The organism is Pararhizobium sp. O133 (assembly GCF_051669845.1).
GTDB lineage: Bacteria > Pseudomonadota > Alphaproteobacteria > Rhizobiales > Rhizobiaceae > Pararhizobium.
The window spans coordinates 3,805,693-3,820,277 of record NZ_CP196426.1; the positions used below are offsets into that span (position 1 = coordinate 3,805,693).

Annotated in this window: 14 protein-coding genes; 7 read left to right on the top strand and 7 right to left on the bottom strand. The window is 62.4% G+C overall.

Translation table 11 applies throughout. The features are described 5' to 3' along the window. Nucleotides 1-61 precede the first annotated feature (61 nt). The 3 genes from ACST81_RS18390 to ACST81_RS18400 all read left to right on the top strand — a co-directional run bounded on the left by ACST81_RS18390 (nucleotide 62) and on the right by ACST81_RS18400 (nucleotide 1,731). Nucleotides 62-451 (top strand): hypothetical protein, encoded by a 390-nt coding sequence (locus tag ACST81_RS18390; protein WP_438749680.1) that lies wholly within the window; start codon nucleotides 62-64, stop codon nucleotides 449-451. Between the two features lie 38 nt (nucleotides 452-489). Then, complete coding sequence (locus tag ACST81_RS18395; protein ID WP_438749681.1) at nucleotides 490-741, top strand: hypothetical protein; 252 nt, start codon at nucleotides 490-492, stop codon at nucleotides 739-741. Between the two features lie 141 nt (nucleotides 742-882). Further along, complete coding sequence (locus ACST81_RS18400) at nucleotides 883-1,731, top strand: alpha/beta fold hydrolase (protein ID WP_438749682.1); 849 nt, start codon at nucleotides 883-885, stop codon at nucleotides 1,729-1,731. A gap of 37 nt (nucleotides 1,732-1,768) precedes the next feature. Here ACST81_RS18400 and ACST81_RS18405 read toward each other — a convergent pair whose 3' ends face one another. From ACST81_RS18405 to ACST81_RS18435, 7 genes are all read right to left on the bottom strand, one after another. Beyond that, a complete protein-coding gene (locus ACST81_RS18405) occupies nucleotides 1,769-1,963 on the bottom strand; it encodes a type II toxin-antitoxin system HicA family toxin (protein ID WP_438749683.1) in 195 nt (64 codons plus the stop codon). 6 nt (nucleotides 1,964-1,969) lie between these two features. Continuing rightward, entirely contained in the window at nucleotides 1,970-2,212 is a 243-nt protein-coding gene (locus ACST81_RS18410) for a DUF1902 domain-containing protein (protein ID WP_438749684.1), read from the bottom strand. 84 nt (nucleotides 2,213-2,296) lie between these two features. After that, a complete protein-coding gene (gene ppdK, locus ACST81_RS18415; protein WP_438749686.1) occupies nucleotides 2,297-4,963 on the bottom strand; it encodes a pyruvate, phosphate dikinase in 2,667 nt (888 codons plus the stop codon). A gap of 190 nt (nucleotides 4,964-5,153) precedes the next feature. Beyond that, nucleotides 5,154-8,618, bottom strand: a complete 3,465-nt coding sequence (locus ACST81_RS18420; RefSeq protein ID WP_438749687.1) for a chromosome segregation SMC family protein — start codon at nucleotides 8,616-8,618, stop codon at nucleotides 5,154-5,156. Nucleotides 8,619-8,826: 208 nt separating this feature from the next. Beyond that, on the bottom strand, nucleotides 8,827-9,189 hold the full coding sequence (locus tag ACST81_RS18425) for an endonuclease domain-containing protein (protein WP_438749688.1): 363 nt from the start codon (nucleotides 9,187-9,189) through the stop codon (nucleotides 8,827-8,829). A 287-nt stretch (nucleotides 9,190-9,476) separates the two neighbouring features. Further along, a complete protein-coding gene (locus tag ACST81_RS18430; protein ID WP_438749689.1) occupies nucleotides 9,477-10,400 on the bottom strand; it encodes a DsbA family protein in 924 nt (307 codons plus the stop codon). Nucleotides 10,401-10,526: 126 nt separating this feature from the next. Then, on the bottom strand, nucleotides 10,527-11,033 hold the full coding sequence (locus tag ACST81_RS18435; protein ID WP_438749690.1) for a DUF721 domain-containing protein: 507 nt from the start codon (nucleotides 11,031-11,033) through the stop codon (nucleotides 10,527-10,529). A 98-nt stretch (nucleotides 11,034-11,131) separates the two neighbouring features. Here ACST81_RS18435 and mutY point away from each other — a divergent pair, with 98 nt between their 5' ends. From mutY to ACST81_RS18455, 4 genes are all read left to right on the top strand, one after another. Further along, nucleotides 11,132-12,217 (top strand): A/G-specific adenine glycosylase, encoded by a 1,086-nt coding sequence (mutY, locus tag ACST81_RS18440; protein ID WP_438749692.1) that lies wholly within the window; start codon nucleotides 11,132-11,134, stop codon nucleotides 12,215-12,217. 10 nt (nucleotides 12,218-12,227) lie between these two features. Further along, nucleotides 12,228-12,842, top strand: a complete 615-nt coding sequence (locus ACST81_RS18445; protein ID WP_438749693.1) for an HAD family hydrolase — start codon at nucleotides 12,228-12,230, stop codon at nucleotides 12,840-12,842. Nucleotides 12,843-12,862: 20 nt separating this feature from the next. After that, nucleotides 12,863-13,219 (top strand): nuclear transport factor 2 family protein, encoded by a 357-nt coding sequence (locus ACST81_RS18450; protein ID WP_438749694.1) that lies wholly within the window; start codon nucleotides 12,863-12,865, stop codon nucleotides 13,217-13,219. Nucleotides 13,220-13,335: 116 nt separating this feature from the next. Then, on the top strand, nucleotides 13,336-14,508 hold the full coding sequence (locus ACST81_RS18455) for a calcium-binding protein (protein ID WP_438749696.1): 1,173 nt from the start codon (nucleotides 13,336-13,338) through the stop codon (nucleotides 14,506-14,508). The last annotated feature ends 77 nt before the right edge of the window (nucleotides 14,509-14,585 follow it).

Genomic DNA, 14,585 nt, shown 5'->3' on the forward strand with positions numbered 1-14,585 from the left:
CATCGACATTTGCAGGCAGCGGCAAAACACCAGTTTTCCGGCGGCTTGAAAGGAGAGTGACATGCTATCATCCGAACCGAATACCGCCGTATCCGGCGCGCAAGCCGCCGCTTCCCCGGCCGATCCAGGCCTGACGATGGAACTGCTCGAACTGGAGCTTTCTCTCGATGGCTTCGAGCCCGATACCGGCACATTCGCCGACCATGTACGCGCTGCGGCCGCCGCCATCGATGGCGCCCTCCTGTTTGAACTTCCGGCTTCCGGCCTGGTCGCCGATTGCGAGCGGATCGCCGTCATGCGCATCCCGCAGGACGGCAGCCCGCTGATGACGACCGTGTTTGCCTGCCTGGAAAGCGACGGCACGACGATCCGCATCGAGAAGCCGGACGAACGCACGGCGGACCTGCGCAATTTCGCCGAAGCTTTTGTGGATGTGCTGCAGCGCATCTGATAGACGGTCGGATTGGATAGACATGACAAGGCGAGCCTATGCAAACCCGGAAATTCCTGTTCCTGGCGCTCCTTGGCGCCGTTGTTTCCAGCTGCGCGACGGTCACACCGGAAGAGCGCCGCGCCGCGGATGAAAAGACCTGCCTCTCCTACGGTTTCCGTCGCAATACGGATGCCTTGGCGACCTGCCTGCAACGGATTGAACTCGACCGGCGCGCCGATAGCCGCGCTTTTCGCTACGGCAATGATCCGATGATGTGGGGCTGGAACCGGCCGGTCGTGTATCGCTGACAACGTCGGCCATCAAGCCTCCCCGCAGCGCTTGAAAGCGGAACGGATTTTTCTCCGATCGGCCGCTGATCCCCGTTTCTTTTGCTTTGGCGGCGGCAATTCATGCCTATGATACTCGCGCCAACAACGGGAGATCATGTCATGAAAATCACTGCCGTGCTCGGTGCGCTCTGCGCACTGCTTGTCCTTTCCACAGCGCCTGCCTTGTCCGCCGAACGCTGGGAAGAATTGCCCGAACCCGCCGCCCTGCCGCAGGCCGCCAAGTCCGGCACGGCGCCGGTCAACGGTATCGACATGTACTACGCCGTCTATGGTGCCGGTCCTGCCGTTCTGCTGATCCACGGCGGTCTGGGCTATGCCGATGTCTGGGGCGCGCAGGTGGCGGACCTGTCGAAGGACCATACGGTCATCCTCGCCGAAAGCCGCGGTCACGGGCGCTCGACCCGCAATGCCGACCCTTACAGCTACGATCTGATGTCATCCGATTATCTGGCTCTGCTCGATTACCTCAAGGTCGACAAGACGGCGATCGTCGGCTGGAGCGACGGCGGCATCATCGGCCTCGACATCGCCATCCATCATCCCGAGCGGCTGACGAAGCTGTTTGCCCATGCCGCCAACTCGAAGACCGACGGCGTCATACCGACCGTGATGGAGAACAAGACCTTCGCCGCCTATATCGAGCATGCAGGGGAGGTCTACAAGAAAATCTCCCCGACGCCGACCGAATACGACGCCTTCGTCACCCAGATCAGCAACATGTGGGCGACCCAGCCGAACTGGAGCGATGACGACCTGAAAAAGATCACCACGCCGACCGCCATCGTGCTCGGCGACCACGACGAAGCGATCAGCCGCGAGCACACCGATTACCTTGCCAAGACCATCCCGGGCGCGCAACTGATCATCCTCAAGGACGCCAGCCATTTCGCGATGTTGCAGAACCCGGATGGGTACAATAAGGCGGTGCGGGAGTTTATTGATAAGTGAGGCTTCCGACGAACCAAAAGCAAGCCGGCAGCCGCAGTTAAAATGCCTTGGGCAAACCGGCTTGCTTCAATGTTTCATTGGCCGTGTGGCGCGATTTTACACCGTGGTCGACTGTGAAATGTCGCTGTGAAATTGGGCTAAACCAAATTTCGTGATCGCCCTTTCCGGCCCTTACAAACCGGCAGCCAGCCTTCGTCAACAAATCCTTGAGATCGCGCAGATAGCTGGACATCTTTGCTCAAAAATGCGGATTTGAAACTCTGGTCAAATGCTCCGACATGATGTGAACCGGAATTTCGCGGAGGTCCGAGGAAATATCGTTCAATTCCAGAAGATCCGAAATCGCCCCCAAAATCTTCGGCTCAAGCAGTTCCATCGTGTCGGCCTCGACAGCGAGCCCTTCAATATCCTGACTGGTAGCCACCCAGACCTTCGCCTCGTCATCCCATGCGGCGCGAACAATGATCGAGACGTGCTTCACGGAAATCTCCTCGGAGAACTTGGCGCCAATGTTGGCGTTAACTCGTAAAATATAGCATTGCCCAAGTCAATTTTCAGCCGCCCCTCACCCCTTCCCATTGATCGCCGCCTGCGCCGCTGCCAGCCGTGCGATGGGCACGCGGAAGGGGGAGCAGGAGACGTAATCGAGGCCTGTCTCCTCGCAGAAGCGGATCGAGGCCGGGTCGCCGCCGTGTTCGCCGCAGATGCCGAGCTTCAGGCCGTTCTTGGTGCGGCGCCCGCGTTCGGCGGCGATCTGGATGAGTTCGCCGACGCCATCGAAATCGAGCGAGACGAACGGATCCTTCTCGACGATCCCCTTCTGGATATAGGTGTTCAAGAACTGCGACGCGTCATCGCGGGAAATGCCGAAGGTCGTCTGCGTCAGGTCGTTGGTGCCGAAGGAGAAGAAATCGGCGCTTTCGGCGATGACATGGGCGCGAAGCGCGGCGCGCGGCAGCTCGATCATCGTGCCGACGAGGTAGTCGATCCCGATGCCGGATTCGCCGATGACTTCCTTTGCGATCGCATCGATGCGGGCCTTGACGTAATCGAGTTCCGATTTCAGGCCGACGAGCGGCACCATGATCTCGGGAACCACCGGCGCGCCGGTCTCGCGGGCTGCCTCGACGGCGGCCTCGAAGATGGCGCGGGCCTGCATCTCGCAGATTTCCGGATAGGAGATCGCCAGCCGGCAGCCCCGATGGCCAAGCATCGGATTGAACTCGTGCAGCGCATCGACGCGCTGGCGCAGTTCCGCCGGCTTCAAGCCGAGAACGGTCGAGACATCGGCGATCTCCTCGTCGGTCTTGGGCAGGAATTCGTGCAGGGGGGGATCGAGCAGGCGGATCGTCACCGGCAGGCCATGCATGATCGAAAACAGCTCGGCGAAATCGGATCGCTGCATCGGTAGCAGCTTGGCGAGCGACACCCGGCGGCCGGCCTCGTCGGCGGCCAGGATCATCTCGCGCATGACATTGATGCGCTCGCCTTCGAAGAACATATGCTCGGTGCGGCAAAGGCCGATGCCCTCGGCGCCGAAGGAGCGCGCCGCGCGCGCATCGGCCGGCGTTTCGGCATTGGTGCGCACCGTCATGCGGCGGCTGGAATCGGCCCAGGCCATGATCTTGCCGAAGTCACCGGACAGTTCCGGCTGCAGCATCGGGATCTCGCCTTTCAGCACCTGCCCGGAAGAACCGTCGATGGTGATGATGTCGCCCTTCTTCAGCGTGCCGCCGGCAGCGATCAGCAGTTCGTTGCGGGCATCGACACGCAGATTGCCGGCACCGGAGACGCAAGGGATGCCCATGCCGCGGGCGACCACCGCCGCATGGCTGGTCATGCCGCCGCGCGAGGTGAGGATGCCCTCCGCCGCATGCATGCCGTGAATGTCTTCCGGGCTGGTCTCGACGCGCACGAGGATGACCTTGCGGCCTTCTTTTTCGGCCAGCACCGCCTCATCCGAGGTGAAGACGATCTCACCTGTCGCGGCCCCCGGGGACGCCGGCAGGCCGGAACCGATAATGTCGCGGCGGGCACGCGGGTCGATGGTCGGATGCAGCAGCTGGTCGAGCGAGGCAGGATCGATGCGGGCGACGGCCTGGTCGTTGCTGATCATGCGGGCCTCGGCCATATCGACGGCGATGCGGAGCGCCGCCTTGGCGGTGCGCTTGCCGGACCGCGTCTGCAGCATCCAGAGCTTGCCGCGCTCGATGGTGAATTCGAGATCCTGCATGTCGCGGTAATGGCCCTCCAGCCGGTCGCAGATCGCCTGAAATTCCTCGAACGCTTCCGGCATCAGCTTTTCCAGCGACGGCCTATCTGAGCCCGACGCGATGCGGGCGGCCTCGGTGATGTTCTGCGGCGTGCGGATGCCGGCGACGACATCCTCACCCTGCGCGTTGACGAGGAATTCGCCGTAAAGCTCGTTTTCACCGGTGGATGGATTGCGGGTGAAGGCAACGCCGGTCGCCGACGTATTGCCGAGATTGCCGAACACCATGGCCTGGACGTTGACGGCGGTGCCCCAATCGGCGGGGATATTGTGCAGATGTCGATAGGTGATGGCGCGCGGGTTCATCCAGCTGGCAAAGACGGCACCGATCGCGCCCCAGAGCTGGACTTCCGGGTCCTGCGGAAAGGCTTCCCCAAGCTCTTCCTCGATCGTCCGCTTGTAGAGCGATATGACATGCTGCCATTCCACGGCGGAAAGCTCGGTATCCTGCTCGTGGCCGAGCCGACCCTTCTCGTCCTCCAGGATTTCCTCGAAGACATCGTGATCGAGCCCCATGACCACGTCGGCATACATCTGGATGAAACGGCGGTAGCTGTCCCAGGCGAAGCGCGCGTCGCCGGCATCATGGCCGAGCGCCTGCACGGTGCTATCGTTGAGGCCGAGATTGAGCACGGTGTCCATCATACCCGGCATCGAGGCACGGGCTCCCGAGCGGACCGACAGGAGAAGCGGTTTCCTGATATCACCGAAGATACGGCCGGTGATCGCCTCCATCTTCCCGATGCCTAAGGAGACCTGGGTCTTCAAGTCTTCGGGAATGCTGCGATCACCGGCATAATAGCGACCGCAGGCCTCGGTGATGATCGTCAGGCCCGGCGGCACCGGCAGGCCGAGATTGCACATCTCCGCAAGATTGGCGCCCTTGCCGCCCAGCAGGTGATTATCCACCGCCTTCCCCTCGGCTTCTCCGCCGCCGAAGGTATAAACCCACTTCGTCATCGCATATCTCCACCCATTCGGCTCCCACCGAAGGCTACAGTATCCCTTTCACGTTTGAAATGCACCGGAGGCAGAATTTTGCTGCATTGCAGCAAAATCGTGGGAATCCGTTGCAGGAATGACAGAACCGCTCAGCCTGCAATGCCTGCGGCACCGGCATGCGCCCTGCCGAAGCCTTTATTGGCCGCGACTAAACCGCTTCCCGCAACTGCTCGGCCGTCTGCAGGTCGACGGAAACCAGTTGGCTGACGCCCTGCTCGGCCATGGTGACGCCGAAGAGGCGGTTCATGCGGGCCATGGTGATGGGGTTGTGGGTGATGATGACGAAGCGGGTCTCGGTCGAGGCCGCCATCTCGTCCATCAGGTTGCAATAGCGCTCGACATTGTGGTCGTCGAGCGGCGCATCGACTTCGTCGAGCACGCAGATCGGCGCGGGATTGGTGAGGAAAACGGCAAAGATCAGCGCCATGGCCGTCAGCGCCTGCTCACCGCCCGACAGCAGCGTCATGGTCTGCGGCTTCTTGCCGGGTGGGCGGGCGAGGATTTCGAGGCCGGCGTCGAGCGGATCGTCGCTTTCGATCAACTGCAACTCGGCCGTGCCGCCGCCGAACAGATGGGTGAACAGCCGCTGGAACTGGACGTTGACGATATCGAAGGCGGCGAGCAGCCGTTCGCGACCCTCCCGGTTCAGGTTCTGGATCGCCGAGCGCAGCTTGCGGATCGCGTCGATGACATCCTCGCGCTCCTTCATCAGCGCATCCAGCCGCTCCGAAAGCTCCTTCTGCTCCTCCTCGGCACGCAGGTTGACGGCGCCCAGCCGCTCGCGCTCGATCTTCAGCCGCTCCAGTTCCCGCTCGATGTTGCGGATATCCGGCAGGTCGCCGTCGACAGGCAGGCCGGTCAAACGCAGGACCTCGTGCGGCGCGCAGGCCAAAGCCTCGCGGATGCGCGCCTCGACCTCGACCCGCTTTTCGCGGGCCGACACCAGCCGCTCCTCGGCGCGGCCGCGTTTTTCACGGGTTTCGGCAAGCTCGGAAAGCGCCGTCGCGGCGATGCGGTCGGCGTCGCGCTGGCGGTTTTCCGCCGCCGCCAGCACATCGGCCGCCTGACGCCGGGCCTCCTCCGACTTGGTCAGTTCGTTCATCAGGGCGCGGCGCTTTTCGTCGAATTCGTCGGGCGCCTCCAGCAGTTCCTCAGCCTCCTCGCGCGCCTCGCTCTCGCGGTCGCGCAGGGTCTCGATATGTTCCTGCGCGCTTGCAGCCCTCGTGTTCCAGGTCTGCCGCTCGGCCTCGATCGCGCGCAGCCGGCGTTCGCGCGCCTCGTTTTCGCGGGCCAGGCCGTCATTGATGGCGCGCGCCTCGGCCACCAGCGCCCGGTCGGTCGCGACAGCGGTCATCTGGCTTGCCAGCTTCTGCTCCAGAACGGTGAGGTCCGGCGCATCCTCTAAGGCCTCGCGGGCGGCTTCCATCTGCTCGCCGATTTCCTCGACCTGCAGCGCGAGTTGACTGGAGGTTTCGGCCAGGACGGCACGGCGGCGCATGAGATCGCCCGAGGCGCGCTCGGCGGCGGCCAATGCATCGCGGGCCTCGGCCAGCTTACGCACGACCATCCGCTGGGATTCGCGCGCCAGCCGCAGCCGCTCGTCTTCGGCGCGGATGCCGGCGGCGGCGGCGGCAAGGGCGGCCTCGCGGGTCTGTAGCTGGTCGCGGGCTTCCAGCGTCTCGTTTTCGAGTTCGGCCAGCCGGTTCTTCTGCGCCAAACGGAGTGCTGCCGCGCTCGGTGCATCCGCACCCGCGACATGTCCATCCCAGCGCCAGACGGCGCCAGCGCGCGTCACCAGCCGCTGGCCGGCCTTCAACGATGGCAGCAGCCTTTCAGCCGTTGCATCATCCTCGACAACACCGATCTGCCTCAATCCGCGATCAAGAACCTGCGGCGCGCGCACATGCTGCGTCAGCGGCACGGCCTCCGATGGCAATTGCGGATCGCCGGACACCTCCCCGGGCATGCGCCAATGAGCGGGGGCAGCGGGATCGAGCGGGGATTCCAGGTCTTCGCCCAAGGCGGCACCCAGTGCCGTCTCGAAGCCGCGATCGACCTTCATGTCGTCGACCACCGGTGGCGCGGCACCTTGCACGACGGACGCTTCCAGCATGCGGCGGATGGTGCGCGCTTCCGTCTCGATGCCGTTCAGCCGCGCGCGGGCGGCATCGACCGGCGGGCGGGCGGCAGTCTCGGCGAGACGGGCGGCGTTCAGCGCATCCTCGATATCAACAATGGCGCCTTCAGCATTTTCGAGCGCGATCTCGGCGGCCTCGACCTCCTCGCGCTTTTCCTGCGGGTCGGGCAGCGTCGAAATCTGCCGGTCCAGTTCATCGAGATCGCGGTTCTGGTCGGACAGTTGACGGGCAAGACGCGCCTGCCGGTCGGTGAGATCGCGGATGGTCTTTTCAAGCTGGTTACGCGTGGCCTGCGCCTCGGCCTTTTCGGCGGTCAGCAGACCCAGCTGGCGCTCGCCTGCCGCCAATGTCTCGCTGGCATCCGCCAGCCGCTCGCGCGCCTCCTCCGCCCGCTCGCCAGCCTCGGAGAGAAGGTCGCGCAGTTCGCTTTCCTCCTCGTCCAGCCGCGCCAGAATGCCGGTATTGTCGGCGATCAGGCGCTCCTCGCGCAGGATGTCTTCCGCCAGTTGCGACAGGCGACGGCTCAATTCGTCACGACGGCGCAGGATGCGGCCAGCATCCTCTTCCAGCTGCGACTTGGCGATCTGCAGCCGTTGCAGGGCGGCCGCCGCGCGGGCCTCGGCCTCGCGCAGTTCCGGCAGTTTCAGGCTGGCGATCCCTTGCGCCTTCGCCGCCTCCATCTGACCTTGAGCCTTCTCGGCCACCAGCGAGGTCGCCTGGTTCAGCTGGCTGTCGGCCTCGCCCTCGGCTTCCTTCGCCTGCACCCAGCGAATATGCAGGAGCATCGCCTCATGCTTTCGAATATCGGCAGACAGCATCTTGAAGCGATTGGCCTGGCGCGACTGGCGCTTCAGGCTTTCGATCTGGCTTTCGAGCTGGGAGGTGACATCCTCCAGCCGCTCCAGATTGGTCTCGGCGCCCTTCAGCCGCAGTTCCGCCTCGTGACGGCGCGAATGCAGGCCGGAAATGCCGGCCGCCTCTTCGAGCAACTGCCGGCGCGCCTGCGGCTTTGCCGCGATCAGCTCACCGATCCGCCCCTGCCCCACCATTGAGGGCGAGCGCGCCCCGGTCGAGGCATCGGCAAACAGCAGTTGCACGTCCTTGGCGCGAGCTTCCTTGCCGTTGATGCGATAGACCGAGCCGTTCTCCCGCTCGATGCGGCGGGTGACCTGGATTTCGTCGCTGTCATTGAAGGCTGATGGAGCGGTGCGATCGGAATTGTCGAGATAGAGTCCGACCTCGGCGGTGTTGCGGGCGGGGCGGTTTCCGGAGCCTGAAAAGATCACGTCGTCCATGCCCGACGCGCGCATGTTCTTGTAGGAATTCTCCCCCATCACCCAGCGCAGCGCCTCGACAAGGTTCGACTTGCCGCAGCCATTCGGCCCGACGACGCCGGTCAGCCCCCGCTCGATGACGAATTCGGAGGGTTCGACGAAGGACTTGAAGCCGAGAAGGCGGAGCTTGGTGAATTTCATGGGGTCGGCCCTGATGGTACGGACAGCGCCGAATACGCGGAGATTTCCCCCCCTCTGTCACTTGGTGACATCTCCCCCTCAGGGGGGGAGATTGGCCGCTCATGCTGTGCCCGCCTCACCAAAGAAGCGTCGTGGGAAAAGGATGATCTCCCCCCTTGAGGGGGAGATGTCACAAAGTGACAGAGGGGGGGAATCGTCCGCACACTCATCATATCAAAGCGCCCTCCCCGACCGTCCTGACGATATGCAGGCAGACATTGTCGATATCTTTCAACACATCGTCATTCCAAAACCGAAGTACCGTCCAGCCGCAAGACGAAAGCACCGCGTCGCGCCTGACATCATAAGCGCTTTCACCATGCTGCGTCCCGTCCACTTCCACGATGATCTTGTGCTCCGGACATGCGAAATCGACGATGTACCCGGCGATCGGAAGCTGTCTGCGAAATCCGAGCCCCATCAGCCGGTGTGCGCGGAGCTCGTTCCAAAGTTTCAGCTCGGCATCCGTGAGCGTTTTGCGCATGCGTTTTGCATTGCTGCGTGCGGCCGGGGAGGTTTCAGTTCGGGGCATTGCCATTGCCCTTCATATGCGCGCAAGAACAAGGCTTCAGATACGCGGCGCCTTCCCCCCCTCTGTCCCTCCGGGACATCTCCCCCTCAAGGGGGGAGATTGGCCGCTCCCTTTGTACTCGCCTTACAAAGGAAAAGGCGGTGGAAAAGAATGATCTCCCCCCTTGAGGGGGAGATGTCACGAAGTGACAGAGGGGGGGAAGCGTCCGCGTTACGAGAATCTGCAATTGCTGTAACAAAAAAACGGGCGCACCAAGGCGCCCGTCGATCGTTTGGAAACGGTCGGGATCAGAGCATCGAGTCGATAAGGCCCGACATGGTGGCAACCGACATTTCTCCGGAATATTTCTTGCCGTTGATGAAGAAGGTCGGGGTGGCGGCGACGCCGTAGTCCTTGCCGCCCTTCTGCATTGTGGCATTCACATCATCCAGAAGTTTCTGGTTCGTCAAGCAGGCCTCGAAGCTCTCCTGTGTAAAACCGGCCAGTTTCGACATCTGCAACAGCGCATCGCGGCCGTTCTGGGCGGCGGCCCAGGTTTCCTGCTGCTTGAAGAGCATGGAGACCATCGGGAAATACTGGCCTTCCGGCGCGCAGCGCGCCAGCATGAAGGCAGCCGCCGCACGCGGATCGAACGGGAATTCGCGCACCACGAAACGAACCTGGCCGCCATCGACATATTTTTCCTTGATGGCATCGAAGGTCTCGTTGTGGAAGCGGGCGCAATGCGGGCAGGTCATCGACATATATTCGACGATCGTCACCTTGGCGTCCGCCTTGCCGATCGACATTTCCGGCAGCGGGCCGGGTTCCATCAGCTTGGCGATCTCGATTTCGCCTTCCGGCTGCGGAAGCTCGACCTTGGCGGGGGCTGCTGCCTGGGCCATCTGCGTCTGGCCGGCATCTGCGGCTGGCTTGGCTTCGGTCGACGTGGTCGAGGCCGTTTCCGTCGCATCGACCGGCTTTGCTTCCGACTTCGTCGCCGCCATCATCGAGCCGCCATCGGCGGGTTTCATCGCATTGTTCGACGACATCATCGAGCCGCCGTCGGCCGGCTTGACCTCGGTCTTCGTCGCCGTATCGGTGGTCTCGGTCTGGCTGGTCGCCGCCGCATCCTTCTTTTCGTCGCTGCAGGCGGCCAGCGTCAGGGCGAGAGCGGCCACGGCAACGCCGCTCAGAAGACGCTTGTAAGGGCTCATTTCAGAAAGGAACATGGAGTTTCACCTGTGTAGGGGATGGACGAAAAAACGGTTGAAAATTCGATAACTTGCCTGCCGCAGGGCGGCAAGAGCCTGATGCTCACCAAAATTCAAACAATTGTGACCTGCTGATGTTCCAGCTCACTTTTTTCGGGTCGCCAGCACTGCAGTGCCGAGCCTTGTCAGCGCCGCCTTCAGCGCATCGCTCTCGATGCCGTCGACCAGCGTTTCCAGATGCCGGGCGCGTTCACCGGTGAGAGGCTTGGGCTTGCGATTGCGCTTCATCGGCGGCGAGACCGGCTTCTGGACGATCCGCATCTGGTTGACCGCCGGAAATCCGAAGAAGCCGTTGATCCGCTGGATCAGTTCGCCCTGTGCATGGGTAAGGAAAAGCGCCCGCGCGCCTTCGCAGGCAATGGTGAGGACACCGGGCTGGTAACCGCCCTCGCCCGCCATCTCGGCGGCGCGGCGCGGCCAGGTGATCTTTTCCGGCCGGGTGCAATCGGCGAAATCCTCGCCGGCGATCTCATCCCAGGAGCCGAGCAGCAGCGTATTGATGCCGGCGCGCTTGGATAGCACCGGATCGATCAGCCCATTGGCGACTTCACTGATCTGAACGACGCCCTTGCGGGTATAAGGTTGTTTCAACGGATAAGCCTTCGATTCCCGATCGCGCCTTGAAGGATGGCGAACACTTCGCCAAGTATAGGACGCAACCAACCCTCCGGCAAATGATGCAGCAGACAATGACAGCGGCCGACGCGGCTCAACGGCTTCTCACCTGGTACGACCGGCATCACCGCGACCTGCCCTGGCGGATTTCTCCGTCGATGGCGGCGCGTGGCGTGCTGGCCGACCCCTATCACATCTGGCTGTCCGAAGTGATGCTGCAGCAGACGACGGTGCAGGCGGTCAAACCCTATTTCCACAAGTTCCTGTCGCTCTGGCCTGTTGTCACCGACCTTGCCGCCGCCGATACCGAAGAGGTGATGAAGGCCTGGGCGGGGCTCGGATACTACGCCCGGGCGCGAAACCTGAAGAAATGCGCCGAAAGCGTCGCGCGGGATCATGGCGGCATCTTTCCGGATACGGAGGAAGGCCTCAAAGCGCTGCCGGGCGTTGGGGACTATACCGCCGCGGCCGTTGCCGCCATTGCCTTCAACCGCAGGAGCGCCGTGCTCGACGGCAATGTCGAGCGGGTGATTTCCCGCCTGCACGCGATCGAAACGCCGCTGCCATCGGCCAAGCCGCAGATGCGGGCGCTGGTGGCGGAGATGACGCCGACGAAACGTCCCGGCGATTTCGCGCAGGCGATGATGGATCTGGGCGCGACCATATGCACGCCGAAACGGCCCGCCTGCGCGCTCTGTCCGATCAACGAGGGCTGCCTGGCGTTTCGGACGGCCGATCCGGAAACCTTTCCGCGCAAGGCGGCGAAGAAGGAAAAGCCCGTGCGGGTCGGCGCGGCTTTCGTCGCGGTCAAACACGACGGTGCGGTCTACCTGCAGAAGCGGGCGGAAACCGGCCTGCTCGGCGGCATGACCGAAGTGCCGGGCACGCCTTGGACGTCGCGAGTTGATGGCGACAACACGATTGCGGCCCAGCCATTCGCCGCTCCCTGGGAGGCCTGCGGAACAATTACGCATGTCTTTACGCATTTTGAATTGCGCTTGTCGATCTATCGGGCCAATGTGGCAAATGAGAACAAAACAGGAAACGGCTGGTGGGAACCCTTCGCCTCCCTAGAGGCGCAGGCCCTGCCCACCGTCATGAAAAAAGCGATCGCCCAGGCACTCCCGCATGCCTTCAAGGGCGGCCGGCCAGCGCGATGAGGAACACCGCATGAGCATAGAAATCCGTCACATCGTCTTCGACATCGGCCGGGTGCTGATCCATTACGATCCGCATCTTCCGTTTTCCCGAATCATTCCGGACGACAAGGAGCGCAGCTGGTTCTTCGCCAATGTCTGCACCCATGACTGGAACATCGAGCAGGACCGCGGCCGCGACTGGCGCGAGGCGGAAGACCTGCTGATCGCCGATCATCCCACACATGAAGAGAGCATCCGGGCCTTCCGCAAGCACTGGCACGAGATGGTGCCGCACGCCTATGTCGAATGCGTCTCGATCATGGAAAGCCTGATCGCCAAGGGCTATGACGTGACCATGCTGACCAATTTCGCCTCCGACACGTTCAAGGAGGCGCAGAAGCGCTTTCCCTTCCTGACCCTGCCGCGCGGCGTCACGGTGTCCGGCGACATCCGCCTGATCAAGCCGGATGTGGCGATCTACCGGATGCATGCCGAATCCTTCGGGCTGGAGCCGTCGGCGACCCTGTTCATCGACGACAGCATGGCCAATGTCGAGGGCGCCCGAGCCGCCGGATGGCATGCCGTCCACTTCACCGATCCGCAAACGCTCCAGGCCGATCTTTCGGCCTACGGGCTGACGGTTTGAAACGGGAGACCGTGGACGTCATGCCGATTGATCCTGTTGCCTTGGTCGAGCGCTTCCACGCGGCGATCAACACGCTCGATTTCGGTACGATCGATGCCTTCTTTGCCGACGACGCGCGCTATGCGTCCGGCAAGGTCGGCGGTCTTAAGGGACGTGACGCGATCATGGCAGGCTTCCGGCGCTACTTCGACGAATATCCGGATCAGGTCGCCGAAGACAGTCTGATCGAGGCCCTCTCCCCGGTCTCGGCGCGCGCCGTCTGGCGTCTTTCCGCCACCAGCAGCATCACCGGTTCGCCCCTTCGACGGCAGGGTGAGGAAACGATCACCTTCAATGAACAGGGCTGGATCATCCGCGTCGATGTCACCGATTACTGACACCAAAAGCCCCTTTTGAAACCACCAAATCGCCGCATTTGGTTCAGGTATCATTCACCTTCCTGCCCTCATGATCTCCTCCAGAATTCAGCAGGTTAACAGAAGGGTACATGCATATGGCAATGACTATTCGCGGTACGAACGGCTACGACAAGATCGTACAGGGAAGCCGCAGCTTCGCTGAAATCTACGCCTATGACGGCGATGACGACATTTATCTCAACCGTACCGACAGCAAGGGCGGTGGCAACTATGTCAGCGCCGGCGACGGTGACGATTACGTGCTGAACTATTTCGAGGGCAGCAACAAGATCTACATGGGCAACGGTAATGACCTCTATGTCGCCGATATCCGGGCTGGTGTCTCGGGCGAATACGACAGGGTCTATGGCGGCGGCGGCAACGATCGCTTCGAACTCGACACCGAGGAGAGCGACTATTACGGCGACTCCGGAAACGACACCTTCCTGACCGTGGGCGTCGACAATTACTACAATGGCGGCTCCGGCACCGACACGATCAGCTATGCCCTGCAGGACGAATACGGTTCGCAGAAGGGCAAGGGCGTGACCATCGATCTCGGCGCGCAGAAGGCCTCGACCACCAAGGGGCATTCGGAAAAGCTCGTCAGCATCGAGAATGCTACCGGTACCAATCTCGGCCATGACGACATCACCGGCAGTTCGGGACGCAACGTCTTGAAAGGTCTTGGCGGCTCCGACATCCTCGACGGCCTCGGCGGCAATGACGACCTCTATGGCGGCGCAGGCAATGACGACCTTTACGGCGGTGACGGTAACGACGATCTCTATGGCGACTCCGGCGCCGACCGTCTTTACGGCGGTTCCGGCAGCGACGTCCTCGTCGGCGGCAGCGGAAACGACGACCTTTACGGCAGTTCGGGTGCTGATGACCTTGACGGCGGCTCTGGCGCCGACCTCTTGGTCGGCGGCACCGGCTTCGACTATCTGACGGGGGGAACCGGCGCCGATACGTTCGATTTCAATTCGATCAGCGAATCCGTCGTCGGTGCGAACCGCGACGTCATCACCGATTTCCACCGCTCCGAACTTGATGTCGTCGACCTGTCGACCATCGATGCCAACGCGTTGAGCAGCGGCAACCAGAAATTCACCTTCATCGGCAGCGCATCGTTCCACGACAAAGCGGGCGAACTGCGCTTCAGCAGCGGCGTGATTTCCGGCGACACGGACGGCGACGGCGTGTCCGACTTCCAGATCAAGATGAGCGGCGTCACCAAGATGTACGCCGACGACTTCTTCCTTTGAGCCACTCGTCTCGGATTTAGAGCATCGTTCCCTTAATACGCCCCATTCTGCTGGAAGGAATTTTGGCCAGAACCAAG